Raw genomic sequence first — 23,062 nt, forward strand, 5'->3', positions numbered from 1 at the left:
CGCCAATCCTTGGCCATCTATCCCTGTAAGTCTCTGCCCGACATCCGTGCCGGGGGGCCATCCTGGCCACATTTCCTTGAAATCATCTGGAGCGCTGAGTACATCCTGTACCGCGATCCGATGGGTGTAGATTACGCAGCTATCCGCGACTAGGCGATGGCTTATCGCGGCGACGTCGTGTAAGCCAAAGCTTACAGGGCATGGCTTTTTACCTTGCCGGTCAACAGCTTAGAACGCCTCCTCGACCAGGGCGTAAAGCGGCTGGGCGCCACTGCGCACGGCCGCCGCCAGGCTCAGGGTGCGCGGTAGCAGGCGAGCGAAATAGAAGCGCGCAGTAGCCAGCTTGGCTTCGGCGAAGGTCGCCTCCTGATCCGCCGCAGCGGCCGCCGCCCGGGCCCAGAGGTAGCCATAGGCGACATAGCCGAACAGGTGCAGGTAGTCCACCGAGGCCGCCCCCAGTTCGTGGGGATCGCTGGCGCCGGCCTGCAGCAGCCATTCGGTTGCCCCGTCCAGCTGATCCAGCGCCTGGCGCAGGGGTGCGGCGAATTCATTGTCCGCCGGCAGACCGGCGAGATAGCCATGGACCTCTTCGCTGAAGGGCCGATAGAGCGCCCCGCGGCTGCCGGCCAGCTTGCGGCCGACCAGGTCGAGCGCCTGGATGCCGTTGGTGCCCTCGTAGATCTGGGTGATGCGCACGTCGCGCACCAGTTGCTCCTGGCCCCATTCGCGGATGTAGCCATGGCCGCCGAACACCTGCTGACCGGCAACGCAGAGTTCCAGGCCGAGATCGGTGAGAAAGCCCTTGGCCACCGGGGTCAGCAACGCCACCAGGGCCTCGGCGCGTTCGCGCTCGATCGGTTCGGGGCTGTACTTGGCGGTGTCGAGCTGCAGGGCGACATAGCTGGAGAACAACCGGCCGCCTTCGTTCAGGGCCTTCATGGTCAGCAGCATGCGCCGCACATCGGGATGGACGATGATGGGATCGGCGTTCTTGGCGGCCTGCTGGATACCGGCCGGCGAACGACTCTGCAGGCGCTCGCGGGCATAGGCCAGGGCATTCTGGTAGGAGCGCTCGCTCGAACCCAGGCCCTGGATGCCAACGCCCAGGCGCTCGTAGTTCATCATGGTAAACATGGCGGCCAGGCCCTTGTTGACCTCGCCCACCAGGTAGCCGACCGCGCCATCGAAGTTCATCACGCAGGTAGCGGCGCCCTTGATGCCCATCTTGTGTTCCAGCGAGCCGCAGGCCACGGCGTTGCGCGCGCCCAGGGCACCCGCCTCGTCCACCAGGATCTTGGGCACCAGGAACAGCGAGATGCCCCGGGAGCCGGCCGGCGCATCGGGCAGCTTGGCCAGCACCAGGTGGATGATGTTCTCAGTGAGGTCATGCTCGCCGGCGGTGATGAAGATCTTGGTGCCGGTGACCCGGTAGCTGCCATCGGCCTGGGGTTCGGCGCGGGTGCGGATCAGACCCAGGTCGGTACCGGCGTGGGGCTCGGTCAGGCACATGGAGCCGGCCCACTGGCCGCTGTAGAGGTTGGGCAGATAGGCCTGCTTCAGTTCCGCGCTGCCATGGGCGTGCAGGGCCAGGCAGGCACCGGCGCTGAGCATCGGATAGAGACCGAAGGCCAGGCAGCTGGCGTGCATCATTTCCTCGACCTGGGCGGTGAGCACCTTGGGCATGCCCATGCCGCCGTATTCGGGATCGCCGCCGACACCGACCCAGCCACCCTCGGCGAAGGCCTGGTAGGCCTGGCGGAAGCCCTGGGGCGTGGTCACTTCCCCGGCTTGCCAGTGGCAGCCTTCTTCATCGGAATTGCGATTGAGTGGCGCCAGTTCCTGGGCGCACAGCTTGCCGGCTTCTTCGAGGATGGCATCGGCGGTCTCGCCGTCCACCACCTCGGCCAGGGCAGGCCACTGACTCCAGCGGTCCTTGACCTTGAGGACGGCATCCAGCACGAAACGGATATCGCGAAGCGGCGGGGTGTAGTCAGCCATGTCGAGTCTCCTCGGAAGGTGTTCTTGTTGGTATGAGTCGAGTGTAAGACCGAACCGAAAGGGAGACATAGGTTCATGATCTGACCTAACGGTCAGCCGATCAGAGGTCTGCGTTGGGTGTTTTTTCGCGGCCGCGAAAAGACGAAAACCCCGCCGGAGCGGGGTTCTCAAGGGAGCTGCGACGGCTTAGTAGCCGAGGGCGAAGTCTTCCTCGGCCAGGGCCATCAGGCTGCCGGCGCCGGCCAGCAGCGCTTCGGCGTGGGCGCGGGTACGGGGCAGCAGGCGCTCGTAGTAGAAGCGCGCGGTGGCCAGCTTGGCCTGGTAGAAGGCGGCCTCGTCGGTACCCGCGGCCAGTTTCTCGGCCGCGACCCGGGCCATGTCGGCCCAGAAGTAGGCCAGGCAGACATAGCCGGAGTACATCAGGTAGTCGACGGCGGCGGCACCCACCTCCTCGCGATCCTTCATGGCGGCCATGCCGACCTTGAGGGTGAGCTCGCCCCACTCCTTGTTCAGCTTGGCCAGCGGCTCGACGAAGGCCTTGAGTTCGGCGTTCTCGGCATTGGCCTGGCAGAACTTGTGCACCACCTTGGTGAAGGCCTTGAGGGATTCACCCTGGGTCATCAGCACCTTGCGACCCAGCAGGTCAATGGCCTGGATGCCGGTGGTGCCCTCGTAGAGCATGGCGATACGGGCATCGCGCAGGTTCTGCTCCATGCCCCACTCGGCGATGTAGCCGTGGCCACCATAGATCTGCACGCCGTGGCTGGCCGCCTCGAAACCCACCTCGGTCATGAAGGCCTTGGCGATGGGGGTGAGGAAGGCCATCTGGGTCTCGACCTGCTGCTTCTGCTCCTCGTCCTGGCTGTACTTGAGGATATCCACCAGCTTGGCGGTGTAGTAGATCATCGCCCGGCTGCCCTCGGCGAAGGCCTTCATGGTCAGCAGCATGCGGCGCACGTCGGGGTGCACGATGATGGGATCGGCGGGCTTCTCGGGTGCCTTGGGACCGGTCAGGGATCTCATCTGCAGCCGCTCGCGGGCGTACTTCAAACCGCCCTGGAAGGCCACCTCGGCATGGGCCAGGCCCTGCAGGGCGGTGCCGATGCGGGCGAAGTTCATGAAGGTGAACATGCAGTTCAGACCGCGATTCGGCGGGCCGATCAGGAAGCCGGTGGCGCCGTCGAAGTTCATCACGCAGGTGGCGTTGCCGTGGATGCCCATCTTGTGTTCGAGGGAACCGCAGTGCACGGCGTTGCGCTCGCCGGCCGCGCCGCTGGCGTCGGGCAGGCGCTTGGGCACGATGAACAGCGAGATGCCCTTGGTGCCGGCGGGGGCGTCGGGCAGGCGGGCCAGCACGATGTGGACGATATTCTCGGCCATGTCGTGTTCACCGGCGGAGATGAAGATCTTGGTGCCGGTGATGGCGTAGCTGCCGTCCGCGCGCGGCTCGGCCTTGGTGCGCAGCATGCCCAGGTCGGAACCGCAGTGGGGTTCGGTCAGGCACATGGTGCCGGTCCATTCGCCGGTCACCAGCTTTTCCAGGTAGGTGTGCTTCTGCTCGTCGGTGCCGTGCTGCTCCAGGGTGTTCATGGCGCCGTGCGATAGGCCGGGGTACATGCCCCAGGACCAGTTGGCCTGGCCGACCATTTCCGACAGGGAGATGCCAAGGGACTCGGGCAGGCCCTGGCCACCGTGGGCCGGATTGTGGGCCAGGCTCGGCCAGCCGCCCTCGACGAACTGGGCATAGGCTTCCTTGAAGCCATCGGGGGTCTTCACCCCTTCTTCGCTCCAGGTGCAGCCCTGCTGGTCGCCGATGCGATTGAGCGGCGCCAGTACCTGTTCGCAGAACTTGGCACCTTCTTCGAGGATGGCGGAGACCATGTCGGGCGTGGCGTCGCCGCAACCGGGCAGGCTCTGGTAGTGCGCGTCATAGCCCAGGAGTTCGTCGCGGACGAAGCGGATGTCCCGCAGGGGGGCTTTGTAATCGGGCATGACTGTTACCTCTTTGCGAATGCTTGTTGTCGAGGGTGGCGGCAGCGTCGCTGCGGACCTTCCGCCAGGGCGTTTAAACAGTTGTTTGAAACTAATGTTCCAGGCCTGGCCTTGTCAAGCGCGGCGAGGACGAGTGGAGCGACCGGTCAGTCCGCTGCGGTCAGGGCTTCGCGCAGGGCTGCCGCTGTCGCCGGACGTATCAGCCGCGCCAGTTCCTGGCCGTCCTTGACCAGGATCAGCGTAGGCCAGAGCTTGACGCGAAAGGAGCGTCCCAGGCGGCGCCCGGGGCCGTCCTCGATCTTGAGATGGCGCACGCCGGGGTAGTCCGCGAGCGCCGTGGCCAGCAGCGGCTGGGCGGCACGACAGTGACCGCACCAGGGTGCGCCGAACTCCAGCAGGGTGACACCCGGCAGGGCATCGACCTCGGTGCGGGCGGGTTCCTTTTCCGCATAGGTGGTCGTCATGGTCATGGCGGGGCTCCTGAAGTCGGTTCCAACGGTGGACAAGTCGCTGGCGGGACTGCTCGGTCACAGGAAAAGGATTAGGGTCGAAGCTGCGGTACGCCCCGATCTCCCGACAATAAAACAAGGCGCTCCATTTCTGCCTCCGTCTCCGCCCTTTCCCGAGGCCCGCCATGAGCCAGACAGCGACTTCCGTTTCACCCGCCACCCTGCGCAAGGTCATCTCCGCCGCGTCCATCGGCAATTTCGTCGAATGGTTCGATTTCGCTCTTTATGGCTTTCTCGCCACCCTGATCGCCGCGCACTTCTTTCCCAGTGGCGACGCCACCGCCGGGCTGCTCAAGACCTTTGCGGTCTTCGCCGTGGCCTTCGCCTTCCGACCGCTGGGCGGCATCGTCTTCGGCCTGCTGGGTGACCGCATCGGCCGTAAACGGGTCCTGGCGCTGACCATCCTGATCATGGCCGGCGCCACGGCCCTGATCGGCATCCTGCCCAGCTACGCCACCATCGGCATCTGGGCACCGATCCTGCTGACGCTGATCCGTTGCGCTCAGGGCTTTTCCGCCGGCGGCGAATACGCGGGTGCCTGCGCCTACGTGATGGAGCATTCGCCGCGCGATAGACGCGGGCGCTATGGCAGCTTCGTGCCGGTCTCGACCTTTCTCGCCTTCGCCAGCGCGGCCCTGACCGCCTGGGGTCTGGAACGACTGCTGGGCGCCGCCGCCATGGCCGACTGGGGCTGGCGCATTCCCTTCCTGGCCGCCGCGCCGCTGGGTCTGATCGGCCTCTACCTGCGGCTGAAGCTGGACGAGACCCCGGCCTTCCAGGCCCTGGAAGCCGACCATGAGGTCAGCCATTCGCCGCTGGGCGAGACGCTCAGGCTGCAAGGCCGTTCCATCCTGCGCCTGGGCGCCTTCATTTCGCTGACGGCGCTGTCCTTCTATATGTTCACCACCTACTTCTCCACCTACCTGCAGCTGGCCGGCGGCTTCGACCGGGCCGCGGCGCTGGCCATCAGCCTGATCACCCTGTTCGCCGCCGCAGCCGCCTGCCCGGTGCTGGGGCGCGTCACCGACCGCATCGGTCGGCGCATGACCACGGTGCTGGCCAGCCTGGTCCTAGCGGTAGGCGTCTATCCGGCACTGTTGCTGGCCAGCAGTGGCCAGTTCGGCAGCGCCCTGCTGGGTTCCCTGCTGCTGGGCGCCGGGGCGGTACTGTGCAACGTGGTGACCGCGCCGCTGCTCAGCGAGGTCTTCCCGACCCGCACGCGCTACACTGCCGGTGCCATCACCTACAACCTGGCCTATACCATCTTCGGCGGCACCGCCCCGCTGATGGCGACCTGGCTGATCGGCGCCACCGGCAGCAACCTCTCGCCAGCGCTCTACCTGATCCTGGTCGCCCTGCTGGGCCTGGTCGGGGGCCTGAGTCTGCCGGAGACCTCCCGGATCGACCTGGACGACGTCAGCGAAGGTGGCGAGGTCAGCTATCGCGCGGTGCGCGGCTAAACCGCTCGTCTCATGAGCGGCACTTCCTCCGGGTCCATCTGCCGATAGGCAAAAGGCCCGGAGTATTCCCCCATGCCCGCCACTCACGATCTGCAACGCTTCCTCGACGCCCAGGCCGACACCTATGCCACCGCCTTGGCGGAGGTCCGCGCCGGGCGCAAGCGCAGCCACTGGATGTGGTTCATCTTTCCGCAGATCCAGGGACTGGGTCGTAGCGAAACGGCACGCCACTACGCCATCGCCTCCCGTGACGAGGCCAGCGCCTACCTCGCACATCCGCTGCTGGGATCGCGCCTGCGGGAGATCACCGCGGCGGCACTGGAACATCCTGAGCTGTCCGCCACCGCGCTGTTCGGGCAGCCGGACGATCTCAAGTTCCACTCCAGCCTCACCCTCTTCGCCGCCGTGGCCGAAGATCCCGAGCCCTTTCGCCAGGCGCTGAAGACCTTTTTCGCCGGCAGGCCGGACGAAGCCACGCTGACCCGACTCTGTTAGCGCCAGAGTTCGGGCAGCGCGCCCTCAGGTCCGGTCACCGGATCACTTGCCGGCAAAGGCACCCCGGCGATCAATCCGACCGAGCGGGCGTGGGCGGCCGGATCGGCGCGCTGGGTGATGAAGTCCTGCTGATCAGGCGGATAGGCGCCCACCACCAGGAAGTCCGCACTGGATTCCAGATTGCGGTGGCCAGTGCCCGCCGGTAGTACCACCACATCACCTGCGGTCACCTCCACATCCTGCCCCTGCTCGCCGCCCAGGCGCAGGGTAGCCTGACCACGCGCCACGCCCAGGACTTCATGGGCATTGGGATGATAGTGATGGTAGCTATAGACGCCGTAGCGCCATTGCGGCGGCCAGGCGTTGTCGGCGAACAGTCGCTCCAGCGCCGCCGCGCGGTCGGCACCCTCCAGCGACACCTGGCGATAGAGCAGCACGGGCAGGCGGCTATTGGGGATGACGCCGTCATCGGCGAAGTGCAGCTGCTCGGGCTGACCCGCTCCCACTGGCGCGGCCAGAGCCACGGTGGTGGGAGCAAGACCCAGCACCAGGGAAAGGATGGACAGTGATGGGCGATGCGACATGCGGGACTCCAGAGGCTTTGCCAATGGAGGCCCGACTGGCGCCGGGGTTCAGCGCCCGCGACGAGGGGTCAGGCCAGCCACTCCCGCAACAGCGCCGTGGTCCGTTCCGGCAGTTCCAGTGGCGGCAGGTGGCCGCAGTCGTCCAGCACCACCAGACGCGAGCCCTGGATGCCGGCCGCCATGAGTTCGGCTTCGGCGGGCGGGGTGAGTTGATCCTGGGCGCCGACCACGATGAGGGTGGGCACCTGGATCCGGGCCAGGGTCGGCCGCGAATCAGGGCGGTCGATGATCGACTGCTGCTGGCGCAGGAAGGCCTCCTTGCCCACCGCCTTGCCCATGGCCAGCACGGTATCGGCCACCGGCGTGCCCAGGCGCGAGGCATGGATCAGGCGTGGCAGCAGTTGCGGACTGATGCCGAGAAAACGACCGCGTTCGGCCAGGTCGAGCATGGCGCGACGCTGGGTGGCACGCTCGGCGGTATCAGGGCTGGCCATGGTGTCGAACAGCGCCAGTCGCGCCACCCGCTCCGGCGCCTGGCGCAGGATCTCGAAGGCCACATAGCCGCCCATGGACAGGGCGCCCAAGGCGAAGCGCGGCGGCGCTTCGGCCAGCACCCGGCGCGCCAGGGCGGCGATGCCAACGTCGCGCGTGAGGTCGGGGATGAACACCGGGCAGGCGTCGGCCAGGTCGGCAGCCTGGGTGGCCCAGAGGCGCCGGTCACAGAGCAGGCCGGGAAGCAGGATCAGGGGAAGCGCGTCGGTAGCTGTCATCACTAAGAACTTGAGAGACACTGCGGAAAACGCGCAGTGTAGCGCGGATCACCAGCGAACCCGGCGGGCTTCGCGGGTTCCAAGGGACATTGCCAAGGATCTGGAAACATCCATGCGTACTGAAGGCTTCTTCGACTGGCTGGGCGCGGCGCTCGGCCAGGTCATCCGTTTCATCATCGACCTGTTCGGCTCGGTCCTGGGCGGCATCGCCGATGCCGTGCACGACTTCCTCCATGGCATGGCGCGCTCCATCGGCATGGACGACTCCTATATCAGCTTCGTGGTCCTGGCCATCGGCCTGTTGCTGCTCTACGCCGCGGTACGGGCCTTCATGGCCCGCTCGATAGTGGGCGGCGTCATCTGGCTGGTCCTGGGCCTGATGGTGATGGGCTGGCTGATTCGCGGCTGACTGGTGACCAGGCCGGCGGCCTGGCACAGTAGGGCTCTCGCTCGGCACGGATGCCGTCATGACCTTACCGTTCTCCTCTGTATCAAAGCGCCACTGGCAACGCCTGCGGCCCGGGACGCACTGCGCCCTCTGCGCCGCCTGGCTTCCGGCCGGACTGCCGCTGTGCGAAGGCTGCGACAGCGAATTGCCCTGGCTCGGGCCACACTGCCAATGCTGCGCCCTGCCCCTACCTGTAGACGGGCTACTCTGTGGCAGCTGTCTGGCCAGGCCGCCGGCCTTCGACCAGGTACTGGCGCCCTGGCGCTATGCCTTTCCGGTCGACACCCTGATCAACAGGTTCAAGCACCGCGACCAGGGCAGTCTTGGCCGCCTGACCGGGGCGCTGCTGGCGCGGCATCTGCAGCATCTGTTCGACGAAGGCCAGCCACGCCCGGACTTGCTGCTGCCGGTTCCCCTCTCACCCTCGCGCCTGCGCCAACGCGGCTTCAACCAGGCCGCCCTGCTGGCCAACTGGCTTGGCAAGGCGCTGCAACTGCCGGTGGATGGCGGGTTATTGCAGCGGGTACAGGAGCAACAGAGCCAGCAGGGCCTGAGCGCCAACGAGCGGCGGCGCAATCTCAAGCAGGCCTTCGCCTTGGTGAAGGACGCCCGGTTGGAGGGTCGCCACCTGGCCCTGGTGGACGATGTCCTCACCACCGGCGCCACCGCCGACAGCCTGGCCCTCTTGCTCAAGCGCGCCGGCGCCGGACGGGTCGACGTCTATTGCCTGGCGCGCACGCCACCACCCGGTGACTAGCCGCTGTCACCAAAACGTCATTCAGTCTGACTAGCCTCGCCTGCACACCGCGAGGGAGCCATCCGCATGCACAACGACCAGACCGATCTCGAACGCCTCGTCCATCTGAGCCGCCGCCGCTTCATCGGCGCAGGCGCCCTCGCCGGTGCCGCCCTGTTTCTGGGCGGCGGCCTGCTCGGTCGCAGCGCCCTGGCCGACGCCGTCGGCGAGGCCACGGGCAATCCCCTGATCGGCTTCGCCAACATCCCGGCCTCCACCGCCGACACCCTGGTGGTGCCGCCCGGCTATCGCGCCAGCGTGCTCATCAGCTGGGGCCAGCCACTGCACGCCGATGGCCCGGCCTTCCGCCCCGATGGCAGCCCCAGCGCCGCCGACCAGGCCGAGCAATTCGGCGACAACAACGACGGCATGGCCTTCTACCCCTTCCCGGACGATCCGGATCGGGCACTGATGGCGATCAACAACGAATACACCAACTACCGCTACCTGCTCAGCCACGGCACGCCGCCCAAGTCCCTGGAAGACACCCGCAAGGCTCAGGCCGCCGAGGGCGTCTCGGTGATCGAGGTGAAGCGCGTGGACGGCCAATGGCACTTTGTCCAGGGCTCGCCCTACAACCGCCGGGTGCACGGCAACACGCCCATCGCTGTCAGCGGTCCAGCCGCTGGCCACGCCCTGCTCAAGACCGCCGCCGACCCGGCCGGACGCGAGGTGCTGGGCACCTTCCAGAATTGCTCCAGCGGCGCCACGCCCTGGCATACCTATCTGACCTGCGAAGAGAACTTCACCGACGTCTTCGGCAGTCGCGACGCCAACCTGAAGTTCGATGCGGCTCAGAAGCGCTACAGCGTCAAGCACGCCAGCGTGGAGAACGACTGGCACCTGCACGACGATCGTTTCGACCTGGCGCAGAATCCCAACGAACTCAATCGCCACGGCTGGATCACCGAGATCGATCCCTTCGATCCCCAGGCCAAACCGGTCAAGCGCACCGCCCTGGGTCGCTTCAAGCACGAGAACGCCGCCCTGACCCGCACCCGCGATGGCCACGTGGTGGTCTACATGGGCGACGACGAGCGCGGCGAATTCATCTACAAGTTCGTCAGCCGTGATCGTCTGCAGGACGATCCCCAGGCCAATCGCGAGCTGCTCGATCACGGCACCCTCTATGTCGCCCGCTTCGACGAAGGCGACCGTGATCCGAACCGCCCCAAGGGCCGCGGCCAGTGGCTGCCGCTGGTGCATGGCGAGAACGGCCTGACCGCCGCCAACGGCTTCGCCAGCCAGGCCGAGGTGCTCATCCACGCCCGCCAGGCCGGCACCCAGGTCGGCGCCACGCGCATGGACCGCCCCGAATGGATCGCCGTCAGCCCCAAGGACGGCCAGGTCTATTGCACCCTGACCAACAACACCAAGCGCGGCGAGGACGGCATGCCGGTGGGCGGCCCCAATCCCCGCGCCAACAACCTCTACGGCCAGATCGTGCGCTGGCGCGAGAGCGGCGACGATGCCGCGGCCCTGAGCTTCGACTGGGATCTGTTCGTCATCGCCGGCAATCCCAAGGTGCACCCGGGCACGCCGGAAGCGGGTTCCGGGCAGATCAACGCCGAGAACATGTTCAACAGTCCCGATGGCCTGGGCTTCGATGCCGCCGGCCGGCTGTGGGTGCTCACCGACGGCAAGTACAGCAACAAGGGTGACTACGAGGGCATGGGCAACAACCAGATGCTCTGCGCCGATCCGCGCAGCGGCGAGATGCGCCGCTTCTTGGTCGGCCCGGTCGGGTGCGAGGTCACCGGCCTGGCCTTTTCGCCGGACTACCGGACGATGTTCGTCGGCATCCAGCACCCGGGCGAGGAAGGCGGCTCGCAGTTTCCGGAGCAACGTCCGGACGGCCAGCCACGCTCTTCGGTGATGGTCATCACCCGCGAAGACGGCGGGGTGATCGGCGCCTGACCGGCGAGCGGATAGCGCTCGAGCCTTCGCCATGGGGCTCGGGCATGCGCTAGCATCTCCCCGATGCAGGGTGGCAATCGCCATCGTCCCCCGTGACCGAGGAGCGCGCCATGTCCCATCCGTTCGAAAATCTGAGTCCCGACCTCGTCATCGACGCCATCGAAAGCCTGGGCTATCTCAGCGATGCCCGGGTGCTGGCGCTCAACAGCTACGAGAATCGCGTCTATCAGATCGGCATCGAAGCCGAGACCCCGCTGATCGCCAAGTTCTATCGCCCGGATCGCTGGACCGATGCGGCCATTCTGGAAGAACACGCCTTTTCCGCCGAACTGGAAGAGCGCGAGGTGCCCGTGGTCGCACCCTTGCAGCGCGACGGCCAGACACTGTTCACCCATGCCGGCTTTCGCTTCGCGCTCTTTCCCCGCCGTGGCGGCCGGGCGCCGGAGCCGGGCGATCTCAACCAGTTGCATCGCCTCGGCCAATTGCTCGGTCGCCTGCACGCGGTGGGTGCCAGCCGGCCCTTCCAGCACCGCGAGACGCTGGACGTCCAGGGCTATGGCCATGCCTCCCTGGACACCCTGCTGACCGGCAATTTCATTCCTAAGAGCCTGCTGCCGGCCTATGAATCGGTGGCGCGCGACCTGCTGCTACGCCTCGATGAACTCTTCGAGAGCGTCAGCTACGACGTCATCCGCCTGCACGGCGACTGCCACCCGGGCAACCTGCTCTGTCGCGATGACGCCTACCATATGGTCGACCTCGACGACTGCCGGCACGGCCCGGCCATGCAGGATCTCTGGATGCTGCTGGCCGGTGATCGCCAGGAGCGGCTGACGCAGCTGTCCGAGCTGATGGACGGCTACGAGGAATTCCATGATTTCCAGCCGCGCGAACTGGCGCTGATCGAGGGGCTGCGCACCCTGCGGCTGATGCACTACAGCGCCTGGCTGGCGCGCCGCTGGGACGATCCGGCCTTTCCCAAGAGCTTTCCCTGGTTCGGCAGTGAACGCTACTGGGGCGACCAGATCCTCACCCTGCGCGAACAGCGCGCCGCCCTGGACGAGGCGCCGTTGCGGCTGTTCTAGACTTGCGGCGACTCAGTGGAAAAGGCTGCGCCGTTTTCCACGCTACAGGCGTGGATACCCCCTCTCCCTCTGGGAGAGGGCCGGGGTGAGGGTAGGCTTCGTGAAGACTTCTCCAGGGAAAAAGACCACGCCGTTTTCCACGCTACAACACTGATCGCAGCCATGGGACCGCCATGGCCGCGATCGACCGTCGCGACGGTCACGCCACAAGCGCACCACCTCGGCCCACATCCCGCAGCCCCTTGAGCTATCCTGCCCGGACAAGAAAGTTGCCTGCCTAAGGATCCCTCATGTCTGCCTTGCGCCAGGGTTACGCCCTGGGCCTCACCGCCTACGGGCTGTGGGGCTTGTTTCCGCTGTTCTTCAAACTGCTGGCGGCCATGCCGGCGACCGAGATCCTGTTCCAGCGCATCCTCTGGTCCGCGCTGTTCAGCGCTCTGCTGCTGGTGGTCTGGCGCCATCACGGCTGGTGGGCGGAGTTGCGCGCCCATCCTCGGCGGCTGTTCTGGCTGGCGGTGTCCGGCGCACTGGTGGCCTGCAACTGGCTGGTCTACATCTGGGCGGTCAACAACGCCCACGTGGTCGAGGCCAGCCTCGGCTACTACATCAACCCGCTGGTCAACATCCTGCTCGCCCTGGTGATTCTCGGCGAGCGCCTGCGCCCGCTGCAGTGGATCGCCGTGGGCCTGGCGGTGCTGGGCGTGGCCCAGCAGCTGTGGACCCTGGGGCAACTGCCCTGGGTTTCCCTGGCCCTGGCGCTGACCTTTGCCTTTTATGGCCTGGTGCGGCGGCAGACGCCGGTGGCCGCACTGCCGGGCATGGTGGTGGAGAGCTGGATGCTGGTGCCGATCGCCCTGGTCGCGCTGCCGCTGCTGACCCCGGGGGTGAGCCTGCAGGCCGAGACCTGGCAGTCCTCGCTGGGCCTGCTGATCGTGCTGGCCGGTCCGGTCACCCTGATTCCCCTGCTGTGCTTCAACGCCGCGGCGCGCAAGCTGCCCTATTCGACGCTGGGCTTTCTGCAGTACCTCGCCCCGACCCTGGTGCTGATCCAGGCGGTCTGGCTCTACGACGAACCCTTCCCCCGCGAGCGGCTGTTCGCCTTCATCTGCATCTGGACCGGCCTGGCCGTGTTCAGCTTCGATCTCTGGCGCGCCAGCCGCAAGCTCAGAGCCAGTGCAAAGGCACGCGAACCGGAGGCAGACCAGGCCTAGGCACGCCCCAAGAGACCTGGGACCAGACAGCAGAACGCCCCTCGCAAGGGGCGTCCGGTAACGCAGCGGCGCCGATCAGGCTTCGCCAGCGGTTTGCATGCGCGCCAGTTCCTGGGCGTAGAGGGCGTCGAAATTCACCGGCTGCAGCATCAGCGCGGGGAAGGAGCCACGCACCACCATGTTGTCCAGCGCCTCACGGGCGTAGGGGAACAGGATGTTGGGGCAGAAGGCGCCCAGGGCGTGGGCCATGGAGGCGGCGTCCAGGCCCTTGATCAGGAAGATGCCACCCTGCTGCACTTCGGCGATGAAGGCGGTCTCTTCGTTGTTCTTGACGGTCACGGTCAAGGTCAGCACCACTTCGTGGAAGTCGTCGCCCAGGGTCTTCTGGCGGGTGGCCAGGTCCAGGTTGACGTTGGGCTGCCAGTCCTGACGGAAGATCTCGGGGCTCTTGGGCGCCTCGAAGGACAGGTCGCGGATGTAGATGCGCTGCAGGGAGAACTGAGCGCCGTCGTCCTGGGCGCCATTGGCTTGGTCGGTCATGGTAGGGCCTTGAGTTGTGAGTGTTGGTCAGGCGGACAGCAGCGGATCAAGACGTCCGCTTCGGTCTAGGGCATAGAGCTCGTCGCAACCGCCGACGTGGGTGCTGCCGACCCAGATCTGCGGCACGCTGGTGCGACCGGCCTTGCGGGCCATCTCGCTGCGCAACGCGGGCTGGCCGTCGACGGAGACTTCCCGGTAGGCCACGTTCTTGCGATCGAGCAGGTGCTTGGCACGATGGCAATAGGGACACCAGGCACTGGTATAGATGACGACGTCAGACATGCGCGGTCTCCAGTGGCCGATGAGGCGGCCACGCTAGGGGTTCACTTCACCAGGGGCAGATTCTCTGCACGCCAGGTGGCGATGCCGCCGTTCAGCCGGGCGGCGGTGAAGCCGGCCTTCTGCAGATCGCCGCACACGGCGCCGGCTTGCTGGCCGGCGCCGTCCACCACGATCAGGGTCTTGGCCTTGTGCTTCTCCAGTAGAGACAGGCTGCTGGCGACTTTCTCCTGAGCGATGTTCAGCGCGCCGACGATATGCCCGGCGGCGAAGTCCTTGCCCGGACGGATGTCGAGGACCACGCCCTGCTCGCGGTTGAGCAGGTTGGTGAGTTCACCGGTGGACAGGCTGCGCCCGCCACGACGGGTCTCGTTGAACAGCATCAGGGCGACGATGGCGAGGAAGGCGGCGACGAGAAGCGGATGATGGGTGGCGAATTCAACCGCCCGACCGATAAATTCCATAATGAAAGAGCTATCCAAGGAGGGCTAAAAATGCTGGCCAGTATACACAGCCCCCCGATGGCGCCATACCCTCGCCGGCACCGGGTTATCCGCAGGTAACCAGCTCATCCCGAACTGCCTCCTTGGCGGCTTCCGCCGCTCTGCCTAGGCTTGGCTTCCCTTCACTTCCGAGGAATCCAGCCATGACCTCCATCGCCCTGCTCGGCGCCACCGGCAACGTCGGCAGCCGCCTGCTCGACGAAGCCCTCTCCCGCGGCCACCGGGTCACCGCCCTGGTGCGGGATCCCGCGCGCCTGGCGTCGCGGCCCGACCTGACGGTGGTCGCCGGTGATGTCACCAATCTGCAGGCCGCCCCGGCCCTGGCCGGTCATGAGGTGCTGATCAGCAGCCTGAGATTCGCCGACCTCGCGCCGAGCGCCCTGGTCGACTTCGCCCGCGCCACCGGCATTCCGCGGCTGCTGATCGTTGGCGGCGCTGCCAGCCTGAACTTGCCGGACGGTTCGCGGCTGTTCGATGCGCCGGCCTTTCCCGCGGAATATCGCAGCGAAGCCGGAGCCGGCATTGCCACCTTGGACACCTTGCGCACGGTGAGCGACCTCGACTGGGTCTTCGTCAGTCCGCAGATGGTCTTCGCGCCCGGCACCCGTACTGGGCGGTTCCGCCTGGGCGACGATGCCCTGCTGTTCGACGCAGCCGGGGACAGCCATATCTCCTATGAAGACTTCGCCATGGCCCTGCTGGACGAGGTCGAACGGCCCGCTCATCACCGCACCCGCTTCACTGTCGGCTACTGAAGTAGAAATGCCCTCTCGTTCGCAGCCTGGCCGCCTGGTCGGGCTGTGAACGCTGAACGGCGTACCTTGCCGTTTTTTTTGCCGGATGTGACGGGCATACTAGGCGCTTCGCCCTAGAAACGTACGACCTCGCATGCGCCGTGTTCTTGCCCTTCTCCTGCTTGCCAGCGTTCTCGCTCCCGCCCTGGCCGACGACCGCGCCGATACCCAGCGGCAGATCGAGCAGACCCGCCGGGAAATCCAGGAGATGCAGAAGGTCCTCAAGCAGGTGCAGGCCGAAAAGTCCGGCGTGCAGAAGCAGCTGCAGGGCACCGAGACCCAGATGGGCGAGCTGGAAAAGCAGGTCGACTCGCTGCAGAAGCAGCTGGAGAACGGCGAAAAAAAGCTGCAAGAGCTGGACGGGCGCAAAAAGAAGCTCGACCAGTCTCGCGCTGAGCAACAACAGCTGATCGCTGTGCAGGTGCGTGCCGCCTACCAGAGCGGACGCCAGGAATACCTCAAACTGCTGCTCAACCAGGAGCATCCGGAAAAGGTCAGCCGCACCCTCACCTACTACAACTACCTGAATCGCACCCGGTTGGACCAGCTCGCCACCTTCAACGATACCCTGCGCGAGTTGCGCGAGGTGGAGCAGGGCATCCAGCAGGAACAGGGCGATCTGGTCGCTCGCCGCGAAGACCTGGAGAAGCGTCAGGCGGAACTGGCCGAGGTCCGCAAGGAGCGCCAGGCAGCGCTGGCCAAAATCAACGCGGACTACCGCGACAAGAGCCGCGAGATCGAGAACCGCGAGCAGGATCAGGCAGCCCTGAACAAGGTGCTCAAGACCATCGAGGAAACCCTCGCGCGCCAGGCCCGCGAAGCCGAGGAAGCCCGGCAGCGACAGCTGGCCGAAGCCCGCGCCGCCCAGGCACGGGAAGCGGCACGGCGCCAGGCGCAAAGCGAGCCGAAAGCCCCGCGCCCCTCGAACGCCCCGGAGCTGGCGGTGTCTAGTGCAGCACCTGCCTATGGCGGCGCCTTCGCCAGTGCCCGCGGCAAGCTGCCCTGGCCGGTCGATGGCCGTCTGGTGGCCCGCTTCGGCAGTGCCCGCGGCGACGACCCCCGCGCGAAATGGGACGGTGTCCTGATCGCGGCCGGTGCCGGCACCCGGGTCAAGGCAGTGCACGATGGCCGGGTGGTCTTCGCCGACTGGCTAAGAGGCGCCGGCCAACTGGTTATCATCGATCATGGGAATGGCTATCTCAGCCTGTACGGACATAATCAGAGCCTGCTCAAGTCTGCGGGTGACGTGGTCAAGGCCGGGGATGCCATCGCGACCGTCGGCGCCAGCGGCGGTCAGGAAGCCTCCGCCTTGTACTTCGCCATCCGCCAACAGGGCCGCCCGACGGACCCGGTCATCTGGTGCCGTGCTCAGGGATAGTGCGACACACCTTGGTTTAGGAGCTGCACATGCCGCATCGCTTTCGTCCCACCGTCCTGGTCCTCGCCCTGCTGTTCAGCGGCGTCGGAGTCGTCCAGGCGCAATCGCCGCAGAGCACGCCAGCTGCAGTGACGCCGGTCGCACCGGGCGCCGCGCCCGCGGCCCCGGCCAGCGCTCCGCTGCCGCTGGACGAGCTGCGCACCTTTGCCGAGGTGTTCGACCGCATCAAGGCGGCCTATGTGGAGCCGGTGTCGGACAAGGTCCTGCTGGAAAACGCCATCAAGGGCATGCTCAGCAACCTGGATCCGCATTCCGCCTACCTGGAACCCAAGGACTTCGCCGAACTGCAGGAAACCACCAGCGGTGAATTCGGCGGCCTGGGCCTGGAAGTCGGCCAGGAGAACGGCTTCATCAAGGTGGTCTCGCCCATCGACGACACCCCGGCGGCCAAGGCGCGCCTGCAACCGGGCGACCTGATCGTCAAGATCGACGGTCAGCCGACCAAGGGCCAGGCCATCAACGAAGCGGTCGACAAGATGCGCGGCAAGCCGGGCAGCCCCATCGTGCTGACCATCGTCCGCGGTGGCGGCCAGCCGTTCGACGTCAAGCTGGCGCGGGCGGTGATCAAGGTCAACAGCGTCAAGAGCCAGCTGCTCGAATCCGGCTACGGCTTGCTGCGCATTTCGCAGTTCCAGGTGAATACCGGCGAAGAGACGGTTAAGGCCCTCGCCAAGCTGCGTCAGGAAAACAAGGGCAAGCTCAAGGGCCTGATCCTCGACCTGAGAAACAACCCGGGCGGGGTCCTGCAGTCGGCGGTCGAGGTGGCCGATGCCTTCATGACCCACGGCCTGATCGTCTACACCAAGGGCCGCCTGCCCAACTCCGAGCTGCGCTTCTCGGCCGATGCCGCCGATCCCAGCGAGAAGGTGCCCTTGGTGGTGCTGATCAACGGCGGCAGCGCCTCGGCCGCCGAGATCGTCGCCGGCGCCCTGCAGGATTCCAAGCGCGGCATCCTCATGGGTACCGACAGCTTCGGCAAGGGTTCGGTGCAGACGGTACTGCCGCTCAACAACGACCGGGCGCTCAAGCTCACCACGGCGCTCTACTACACGCCGAGCGGCCGCTCCATCCAGGCCCAGGGCATCACCCCGGACATCGCCGTGGCGCCGGCCAAGGTCACCCCCCAGAGTGGTGGCGACGAATACTTCCGCGAAGCCGATCTGGCCGGTCACCTGGGCAATGGCAATGGCGGTGCCGATCGGCCCACCGGCAGCAAGGCGCCGAACCAGAGTTCGCGCCCGCAGGATGACGACTTCCAGCTCTCCCAGGCGCTGTCGCTGCTCAAGGGACTCAACGTCACCCATACCCCGTGAGGACTGGACGCTGGCTACTGGCCGGGGCGCTTGCCCTGGTCAGCACGCTTACCCAGGCCGCCACCGCGCAGCTGACCATCGTCATCGACGACCTCGGGCAGAATCCGGCCCGGGACCGTCAGGTCCTGGCCCTGCCCGCGCCGGTGGTCCTAGCGATCATCCCCGAGACCCGCTACGCCGCCGAACTGGCCGCCGCGGCCCACCGCGCCGGGCGCACCGTGCTACTGCACCTGCCCATGGACCCGGCCGGCGGTCCCTATGCCTGGCATCCGGAGATGTCTTCGATCGAGCGGCTGCAACGCCTGGACCGGGCGCTGGAGCGGGTACCCGAGGCGGATGGGGTAAACAATCACGAAGGCAGTCGCATGACCGCGGACCGCCCGGCCATGGCCGAGTTGATGCAGGTCCTGCAGGAGCGTCACCTGCTGTTTCTCGACAGCCGCACCAGCGCCGCTACCGTGGCCGCGGCGGAAGCCCAGAAGATCGGCCTGGCCAGCGTCTCGCGCGATGTCTTTCTCGACAACGACGCCACGCTAGCGGCGGTGGCGGCCCAGCTGGCCGAAGGCGTGCGCCTGGCCCAGCGCCAGGGCAGCGCGGTGCTGATCGGCCATCCGCACCCGGCGACCCTGGCGGTGCTGGCCCAGCAGTTGCCGCTGCTCAAGGCCCAGGGCGTGGAAGTCATCGACCTGCCGCAGATGATCGCCCTGCGCGCCAACCAGGCCATGCCCGGGCACGGCCGCGCCGGTCGCTATCGCTAGCGACCGCCCGACGGCCTCCAGGCGTCAGAGGTAGTTGTTGGTGATGCTGTCGATCACCCCTTCCTTGCGCATCTGCTCCAGGGCCGCCTTGAGGCGTGTCACCACTTCGTCAGGCGTGTCCTTGTTCAGCGCCAGATACTGATCCACCTCGTTGAAACGAAGCAGCGTCTGCAAGCCAGTCACCCCCTGCTGCTTGGCGAGATAGCGGCCGACGGGATCGGCGGTAGCCCAGATATCGATCTGGCCTTTCACCAGCTTGTCGACGTTCTCCTGATCCCGCAGGGCGTCGATGACCGGAATGCCCTGGGCGGTCAGCGTCTTGCTGATCACATCGTTGCGATAGGCACCGATGCGGTAGCGGGCGGCGTCTTTGAGCGTCTTGATGTCCAGCTTGCTGCTAGGCAGCGCCTGCAGGGTCCAGCTCGAACGGCCGAAGGGCCCCACCCATTTGAACTGATCCTTGCGCGCCTCGGTATAGGCGACGGAGAAGAGTCCGTAGTTGGGCGTCTCCTGGGTCAGCCGATAGATGCGATCCCAGGGGAAGCGCAGCGAAAGGCTGTACTTGATGCCCGCACGCCTGAACATCTCGCGGACGACATCGGTGGCAATACCGTCGATGGCGTCATCGCGGGCGAAGTTCTTGTCATCGACCGACATGTTGAAGGGGGGGTAATTCTCGGTCAGGAGCACGACCTGATAGTAATCCGGCAGCTCGGCACGGGCTTGGGTCAAGCCCAGCGTGCAACTCAGCAGTACCCCTGCAAGACGCAACCACAGCTTTTGCATTGCAACTCCCTGGCGACACAAGGCCGCATGTCCGAGGTTTCGTTGAGTATTCCTTTACAACGTTCAGCGCTCACTGCGGCTGGCCTCACCGCGGTCGTCAACGCTTCGCCGATCCCCGTCCAGCTGCCGGGCCAATGCGGAATCCCTGGCACCTCGCGTCTAGACAGGGCGCTAGCGAATGCTCACCTCCAGCGCAACTCGCAAGGCGCCCGCCACGCGGCGCCGCACTAGAGATAGTTGTTGGTGATGCTGTCGACCAGGCCTTCGCTGCGCATGGCATCCAGGGCCTGCTGCAGGCGGGTCACCACCTCGTCGGGGGTGTCCTTGTTCAAGGCCAGGTAGAGGTCGGATTCCTGGAAGCTGAGGAGGGTCTGCAGGTTGCTGACGCCCTGCTGCTTGGCCAGGTAGCGGGCGACCACATCGGTGGTGGCCCAGACGTCGATCTCGCCCTTCTGCAACTTGGCGATGTTCTCCTGATCACGCAGGGCGTCGATGGGGACGATGCCCTTTTCCTGGATCATCAGGCTCACGGCGGAATTCTTGTAGGCACCGACGCGCAGCCGGGCTGCCGTGGCCAGGTCCGGCACCTTGAGGGTGCTGCCGGCCAGCGCCATGAACACCTTGCGGGTCTTGCCCAACGGCCCGACCCACTTGAACAGCGGCAGCCTAGATTCGGTGCGCGACACGGAGAACAGCGCGTAGTTGGGGCTTTCCAGGGTCAGGTTGTAGATGCGATCCCAGGGAAAGCGCAGCGAGAGGTTGTAGTCGATCCCGGCGCGCTTGAACATCTCGCGCACCAGATCGGCGCTGATACCGTCGATGGCATCGTCACGCGCGAAGTTCTTGTCGTCCACCGCCATGTTGAAGGGCGGGAAGTTCTCGGTCAGCAGCACCACGCGATAGCCCGCTGGCAATTCCGCCCGGGCTGTCCCCAGGCCGAGGGTGCAACTCAACAATACGGCGGCGATGGCCAACCAAGACTTGCGCATAGCTCTCTCCTCAGGCGACCGCCCGCGCCGATCGCTCGGCCCGCCGGGATCACAGATAACGATTGAAGATGGTCTGAACCGCGCCGCTCTGGCGCATCTCGTCGAGGGCCTTCTGCAGCTTCTGTACCACCTCGTCGGAGGTCTGCTTGTTCAGCGCCAGGAACAGCTCGCCGCTGTTGAAGCGCAGCAGCATCTTAAGTCCGGTCACGTCTTCCTGGCGGGCCAGGTAGCGACCGGCGGGATCGCCGGTGGCCCAGACATCGATCTGCCCCTTGACCAGGCGTTGCACGTTTTCCTGATCGCGCAGCGCAAGATCCGGCTGGAAACCCTGCTGGACGAGACTCTCGGCGATGGCGTCGCCCTTGTAGGCGCCGATCTTGAGCTGCTGCTTGCGGACGTCGTCCAGGCTGCGCAGTTGCAGGTGACTGTCGGCGCGACCGAGCAGGACCCAGTCGTCCGGGCCGATGGGACCGACCCATTTGAACAGGGCCTCGCGCTCCGGCAGCCGGGCGGTGACGAAGACGCCGTGGTCGGGCTGATCCAGGGCCATGCCGTAGATTCGCTCCCAGGGAAATCTCAGGGTGAGGTTGTAGGAGATACCAGCCCGTTTGCACATCTCGCGGACCATGTCGACGGCGATGCCCTTGAGCTCGCCCTCGCGGGCGAAGTTCTTGCCATCGACGGAGAAGTTGTAGGGCGGGAAGTTTTCCGTCAGCAGCGTCAGCTGATAACCCGCCGGAAGCTCCGCCCTGACCGCGGTGGATACCAGCAGCAAACCGGCCAAGCAGGCCCAGACTCCCTTGCGCACGCCCCTCTCCCTGCCGGCACCGCCGGTGCTTAAGATTTTGTGGAGCGTATCACAATCCCTTTTTCGGCCAGGTACCGTTTAGCCTCGGGAATGGTGCATTCGCCGAAATGGAAGATGCTCGCAGCCAGCACCGCAGAGGCCTTGCCTTCGAGGATGCCGTCGGCCAGGTGCTGCAGATTGCCGACGCCGCCGGAGGCGATCACCGGGATGCCCACCGCCTCGCTGACGGCGCGGGTCACGCCCAGGTCGAAGCCGTTCTTCATGCCGTCCTGGTCCATGCTGGTGAGCAGGATCTCGCCGGCGCCCAGGCCTTCCATCTTCTGCGCCCAGGCTACGGCGTCGAGCCCGGTGGGCTTGCGCCCGCCATGGGTGAAGATCTCCCAGCGCGGGGTTTCGCCAGGGCCGCTGACGCGCTTGGCGTCGATGGCCACCACGATGCACTGGGCGCCGAAGCGTGCCGCGGCTTCACCGACGAACTCCGGGGTGAAGACCGCCGCGGTGTTGATCGAGACCTTGTCGGCGCCGGCGTTGAGCAGGTTGCGGATGTCCTGCACGGTGCGCACGCCGCCGCCCACGGTCAACGGGATGAACACCTGGCTGGCCATGCGTTCCACGGTGTGCAGGGTGGTATCGCGGCCCTGGTGGCTGGCGGTGATGTCGAGAAAGGTGATCTCGTCGGCGCCCTGCTCGTTGTAGCGGCGGGCGATCTCCACCGGATCACCGGCATCGCGGATGTTCTCGAACTTGACGCCCTTGACCACGCGGCCATTGTCCACGTCCAGGCAGGGGATGATGCGTTTCGCCAGCGCCATGACTGAGCCCTCAGACCTTGAAGTTGTCGCACAGCGCCTGGGCCTCGGCGACGTCGAGGGTGCCCTCGTAGATCGCCCGGCCGGTAATGGCGCCGATGATGCCCGGGCTGCGCGCGTCGAGCAGGTTCTGGATGTCGCCCAGGTTGTGGATGCCGCCGGAGGCGATCACCGGGATGCTGGTGGCTTCGGCCAGGGCGCGGGTGGCCGGCACATTGCAGCCCTGCATCATGCCGTCGCGGGCGATGTCGGTGTAGACGATGGCGCTGACGCCGTCGGCTTCGAAGCGCCGGGCCAGGTCGGTGACCTGCAGCTCGCTGACCTCGGCCCAGCCGTCGGTGGCGACGAAGCCGTCCTTGGCGTCCAGGCCGACGATGACCTTGCCGGGGAAGGCGCGGCAGGCTTCAGCGACGAATTCCGGCTGCTTGACCGCCTTGGTGCCGATGATCACGTAGCTGACGCCGGCACGCACATAGTGCTCGATGGTCTCCAGCGAGCGGATGCCGCCGCCGATCTGGATCGGCAGGCCGGGGTAGCGCCTGGCGATGGCGGTGACCACCTCGCCATTGACCGGCTGGCCTTCGAAGGCGCCGTTGAGATCCACCAGGTGCAGCCGGCGGCAGCCGCCGTCGACCCACTGGGCAGCCATGGCCACGGGATCGTCGGAGAATACGGTGGAATCTTCCATGCGCCCCTGGCGCAGGCGGACGCAGGCACCGTCCTTGAGGTCGATGGCGGGGATGATCAGCATGGCAATACCTTGGCTCGGGGGTGAGGGCG

24 protein-coding genes are annotated in these 23,062 nt (G+C 66.3%); 11 read left to right on the top strand and 13 right to left on the bottom strand.

Annotated elements, in window-relative coordinates; translation table 11 throughout:
• Positions 1-228: 228 nt before the first annotated feature.
• From PVZ77_RS00390 to PVZ77_RS00400, 3 genes are all read right to left on the bottom strand, one after another.
• On the bottom strand, positions 229-1,998 hold the full coding sequence (locus PVZ77_RS00390; RefSeq protein ID WP_273805754.1) for an acyl-CoA dehydrogenase C-terminal domain-containing protein: 1,770 nt from the start codon (positions 1,996-1,998) through the stop codon (positions 229-231).
• A 186-nt stretch (positions 1,999-2,184) separates the two neighbouring features.
• Positions 2,185-3,990, bottom strand: coding sequence for a phenylacyl-CoA dehydrogenase (locus PVZ77_RS00395; RefSeq protein ID WP_187980524.1), 1,806 nt, complete (start codon positions 3,988-3,990; stop codon positions 2,185-2,187).
• 146 nt (positions 3,991-4,136) lie between these two features.
• Complete coding sequence (locus PVZ77_RS00400) at positions 4,137-4,460, bottom strand: thioredoxin family protein (RefSeq protein ID WP_273805753.1); 324 nt, start codon at positions 4,458-4,460, stop codon at positions 4,137-4,139.
• Between the two features lie 164 nt (positions 4,461-4,624).
• On the opposite strand from PVZ77_RS00400, the gene PVZ77_RS00405 reads away from it, so the two are divergent.
• Entirely contained in the window at positions 4,625-5,959 is a 1,335-nt protein-coding gene (locus tag PVZ77_RS00405; protein ID WP_273805752.1) for an MFS transporter, read from the top strand.
• 72 nt (positions 5,960-6,031) lie between these two features.
• Positions 6,032-6,454: a DUF1810 domain-containing protein gene (locus tag PVZ77_RS00410; protein ID WP_273805751.1), complete on the top strand. Its 423-nt coding sequence runs from the start codon at positions 6,032-6,034 to the stop codon at positions 6,452-6,454.
• On the opposite strand, the gene PVZ77_RS00415 is transcribed toward PVZ77_RS00410, so the two are convergent.
• Entirely contained in the window at positions 6,451-7,038 is a 588-nt protein-coding gene (locus PVZ77_RS00415; protein WP_273805750.1) for a cupin domain-containing protein, read from the bottom strand. The two genes, PVZ77_RS00410 and PVZ77_RS00415, sit on opposite strands and share 4 nt — an antisense overlap.
• 68 nt (positions 7,039-7,106) lie before the next feature.
• On the bottom strand, positions 7,107-7,808 hold the full coding sequence (locus PVZ77_RS00420) for an alpha/beta fold hydrolase (protein WP_273805749.1): 702 nt from the start codon (positions 7,806-7,808) through the stop codon (positions 7,107-7,109).
• A 112-nt stretch (positions 7,809-7,920) separates the two neighbouring features.
• Here PVZ77_RS00420 and PVZ77_RS00425 point away from each other — a divergent pair, with 112 nt between their 5' ends.
• The 5 genes from PVZ77_RS00425 (at position 7,921) to rarD (ending at position 13,265) form a co-directional block, all read left to right on the top strand.
• Positions 7,921-8,217, top strand: a complete 297-nt coding sequence (locus tag PVZ77_RS00425) for a hypothetical protein (RefSeq protein WP_273805748.1) — start codon at positions 7,921-7,923, stop codon at positions 8,215-8,217.
• 58 nt (positions 8,218-8,275) lie between these two features.
• Complete coding sequence (locus PVZ77_RS00430; RefSeq protein WP_273805747.1) at positions 8,276-9,013, top strand: ComF family protein; 738 nt, start codon at positions 8,276-8,278, stop codon at positions 9,011-9,013.
• A gap of 66 nt (positions 9,014-9,079) precedes the next feature.
• Complete coding sequence (locus PVZ77_RS00435) at positions 9,080-10,969, top strand: PhoX family protein (RefSeq protein ID WP_273805746.1); 1,890 nt, start codon at positions 9,080-9,082, stop codon at positions 10,967-10,969.
• Between the two features lie 110 nt (positions 10,970-11,079).
• Entirely contained in the window at positions 11,080-12,054 is a 975-nt protein-coding gene (locus PVZ77_RS00440; RefSeq protein ID WP_133861977.1) for a serine/threonine protein kinase, read from the top strand.
• A 290-nt stretch (positions 12,055-12,344) separates the two neighbouring features.
• Positions 12,345-13,265: an EamA family transporter RarD gene (rarD, locus tag PVZ77_RS00445; RefSeq protein WP_273805745.1), complete on the top strand. Its 921-nt coding sequence runs from the start codon at positions 12,345-12,347 to the stop codon at positions 13,263-13,265.
• A gap of 75 nt (positions 13,266-13,340) precedes the next feature.
• Here the strand turns inward: rarD and secB are convergent, their stop codons facing one another.
• From secB to PVZ77_RS00460, 3 genes are read right to left on the bottom strand one after another with little or no spacing between them, the layout of a single operon-like run.
• Positions 13,341-13,805: a protein-export chaperone SecB gene (gene secB, locus PVZ77_RS00450; RefSeq protein ID WP_273805744.1), complete on the bottom strand. Its 465-nt coding sequence runs from the start codon at positions 13,803-13,805 to the stop codon at positions 13,341-13,343.
• Positions 13,806-13,832: 27 nt separating this feature from the next.
• Positions 13,833-14,087: a glutaredoxin 3 gene (grxC, locus tag PVZ77_RS00455; protein ID WP_133861979.1), complete on the bottom strand. Its 255-nt coding sequence runs from the start codon at positions 14,085-14,087 to the stop codon at positions 13,833-13,835.
• Positions 14,088-14,128: 41 nt separating this feature from the next.
• Positions 14,129-14,548, bottom strand: a complete 420-nt coding sequence (locus tag PVZ77_RS00460; protein WP_273805743.1) for a rhodanese-like domain-containing protein — start codon at positions 14,546-14,548, stop codon at positions 14,129-14,131.
• Between the two features lie 182 nt (positions 14,549-14,730).
• Here PVZ77_RS00460 and PVZ77_RS00465 point away from each other — a divergent pair, with 182 nt between their 5' ends.
• The 4 genes from PVZ77_RS00465 to PVZ77_RS00480 all read left to right on the top strand — a co-directional run bounded on the left by PVZ77_RS00465 (position 14,731) and on the right by PVZ77_RS00480 (position 18,890).
• Complete coding sequence (locus tag PVZ77_RS00465) at positions 14,731-15,342, top strand: NAD(P)-dependent oxidoreductase (protein WP_273805742.1); 612 nt, start codon at positions 14,731-14,733, stop codon at positions 15,340-15,342.
• 133 nt (positions 15,343-15,475) lie between these two features.
• Complete coding sequence (locus PVZ77_RS00470; RefSeq protein ID WP_273805741.1) at positions 15,476-16,759, top strand: murein hydrolase activator EnvC family protein; 1,284 nt, start codon at positions 15,476-15,478, stop codon at positions 16,757-16,759.
• A gap of 29 nt (positions 16,760-16,788) precedes the next feature.
• The gene (locus PVZ77_RS00475; protein WP_273805740.1) at positions 16,789-18,132 is read left to right on the top strand and encodes a S41 family peptidase; all 1,344 of its coding nucleotides are present in this window, start codon (positions 16,789-16,791) and stop codon (positions 18,130-18,132) included.
• Positions 18,129-18,890 (top strand): divergent polysaccharide deacetylase family protein, encoded by a 762-nt coding sequence (locus PVZ77_RS00480; protein ID WP_273805739.1) that lies wholly within the window; start codon positions 18,129-18,131, stop codon positions 18,888-18,890. The genes PVZ77_RS00475 and PVZ77_RS00480 overlap by 4 nt, the downstream gene beginning before the upstream one ends.
• A gap of 24 nt (positions 18,891-18,914) precedes the next feature.
• On the opposite strand, the gene PVZ77_RS00485 is transcribed toward PVZ77_RS00480, so the two are convergent.
• The 5 genes from PVZ77_RS00485 to hisA form a co-directional block, all read right to left on the bottom strand.
• On the bottom strand, positions 18,915-19,676 hold the full coding sequence (locus PVZ77_RS00485) for a substrate-binding periplasmic protein (RefSeq protein ID WP_273805738.1): 762 nt from the start codon (positions 19,674-19,676) through the stop codon (positions 18,915-18,917).
• A gap of 227 nt (positions 19,677-19,903) precedes the next feature.
• Complete coding sequence (locus tag PVZ77_RS00490) at positions 19,904-20,665, bottom strand: substrate-binding periplasmic protein (RefSeq protein WP_273805737.1); 762 nt, start codon at positions 20,663-20,665, stop codon at positions 19,904-19,906.
• Positions 20,666-20,714: 49 nt separating this feature from the next.
• Positions 20,715-21,473 (bottom strand): substrate-binding periplasmic protein, encoded by a 759-nt coding sequence (locus tag PVZ77_RS00495; RefSeq protein WP_273805736.1) that lies wholly within the window; start codon positions 21,471-21,473, stop codon positions 20,715-20,717.
• Between the two features lie 29 nt (positions 21,474-21,502).
• On the bottom strand, positions 21,503-22,285 hold the full coding sequence (hisF, locus tag PVZ77_RS00500) for an imidazole glycerol phosphate synthase subunit HisF (protein ID WP_183632603.1): 783 nt from the start codon (positions 22,283-22,285) through the stop codon (positions 21,503-21,505).
• Between the two features lie 10 nt (positions 22,286-22,295).
• On the bottom strand, positions 22,296-23,033 hold the full coding sequence (hisA, locus tag PVZ77_RS00505; RefSeq protein WP_007159787.1) for a 1-(5-phosphoribosyl)-5-[(5-phosphoribosylamino)methylideneamino]imidazole-4-carboxamide isomerase: 738 nt from the start codon (positions 23,031-23,033) through the stop codon (positions 22,296-22,298).
• Positions 23,034-23,062: the final 29 nt, after the last annotated feature.

Origin of the sequence: Pseudomonas sp. SHLD1 (assembly GCF_028640935.1) — a bacterium.
GTDB classification, from domain to species: domain Bacteria; phylum Pseudomonadota; class Gammaproteobacteria; order Pseudomonadales; family Pseudomonadaceae; genus Chryseomonas; species Chryseomonas aestiva.

Excerpts from the sequence above, each read along its gene's own strand:
- PVZ77_RS00440 (WP_133861977.1), top strand. The coding sequence starts at position 11,080 with ATGTCCCATCCGTTCGAAAATCTGAGTCCCGACCTCGTCATCGACGCC.
- hisA (WP_007159787.1), bottom strand. The coding sequence starts at position 23,033 with ATGCTGATCATCCCCGCCATCGACCTCAAGGACGGTGCCTGCGTCCGC.
- PVZ77_RS00465 (WP_273805742.1), top strand. The coding sequence starts at position 14,731 with ATGACCTCCATCGCCCTGCTCGGCGCCACCGGCAACGTCGGCAGCCGC.
- PVZ77_RS00430 (WP_273805747.1), top strand. The coding sequence starts at position 8,276 with ATGACCTTACCGTTCTCCTCTGTATCAAAGCGCCACTGGCAACGCCTG.
- PVZ77_RS00390 (WP_273805754.1), bottom strand. The coding sequence starts at position 1,998 with ATGGCTGACTACACCCCGCCGCTTCGCGATATCCGTTTCGTGCTGGAT.
- PVZ77_RS00485 (WP_273805738.1), bottom strand. The coding sequence starts at position 19,676 with ATGCAAAAGCTGTGGTTGCGTCTTGCAGGGGTACTGCTGAGTTGCACG.
- PVZ77_RS00420 (WP_273805749.1), bottom strand. The coding sequence starts at position 7,808 with ATGACAGCTACCGACGCGCTTCCCCTGATCCTGCTTCCCGGCCTGCTC.
- PVZ77_RS00405 (WP_273805752.1), top strand. The coding sequence starts at position 4,625 with ATGAGCCAGACAGCGACTTCCGTTTCACCCGCCACCCTGCGCAAGGTC.
- PVZ77_RS00415 (WP_273805750.1), bottom strand. The coding sequence starts at position 7,038 with ATGTCGCATCGCCCATCACTGTCCATCCTTTCCCTGGTGCTGGGTCTT.
- PVZ77_RS00395 (WP_187980524.1), bottom strand. The coding sequence starts at position 3,990 with ATGCCCGATTACAAAGCCCCCCTGCGGGACATCCGCTTCGTCCGCGAC.
- PVZ77_RS00460 (WP_273805743.1), bottom strand. The coding sequence starts at position 14,548 with ATGGAATTTATCGGTCGGGCGGTTGAATTCGCCACCCATCATCCGCTT.
- hisF (WP_183632603.1), bottom strand. The coding sequence starts at position 22,285 with ATGGCGCTGGCGAAACGCATCATCCCCTGCCTGGACGTGGACAATGGC.
- PVZ77_RS00425 (WP_273805748.1), top strand. The coding sequence starts at position 7,921 with ATGCGTACTGAAGGCTTCTTCGACTGGCTGGGCGCGGCGCTCGGCCAG.
- PVZ77_RS00490 (WP_273805737.1), bottom strand. The coding sequence starts at position 20,665 with ATGCGCAAGTCTTGGTTGGCCATCGCCGCCGTATTGTTGAGTTGCACC.
- PVZ77_RS00410 (WP_273805751.1), top strand. The coding sequence starts at position 6,032 with ATGCCCGCCACTCACGATCTGCAACGCTTCCTCGACGCCCAGGCCGAC.
- PVZ77_RS00470 (WP_273805741.1), top strand. The coding sequence starts at position 15,476 with ATGCGCCGTGTTCTTGCCCTTCTCCTGCTTGCCAGCGTTCTCGCTCCC.
- PVZ77_RS00400 (WP_273805753.1), bottom strand. The coding sequence starts at position 4,460 with ATGACCATGACGACCACCTATGCGGAAAAGGAACCCGCCCGCACCGAG.
- secB (WP_273805744.1), bottom strand. The coding sequence starts at position 13,805 with ATGACCGACCAAGCCAATGGCGCCCAGGACGACGGCGCTCAGTTCTCC.
- PVZ77_RS00475 (WP_273805740.1), top strand. The coding sequence starts at position 16,789 with ATGCCGCATCGCTTTCGTCCCACCGTCCTGGTCCTCGCCCTGCTGTTC.
- grxC (WP_133861979.1), bottom strand. The coding sequence starts at position 14,087 with ATGTCTGACGTCGTCATCTATACCAGTGCCTGGTGTCCCTATTGCCAT.
- rarD (WP_273805745.1), top strand. The coding sequence starts at position 12,345 with ATGTCTGCCTTGCGCCAGGGTTACGCCCTGGGCCTCACCGCCTACGGG.
- PVZ77_RS00435 (WP_273805746.1), top strand. The coding sequence starts at position 9,080 with ATGCACAACGACCAGACCGATCTCGAACGCCTCGTCCATCTGAGCCGC.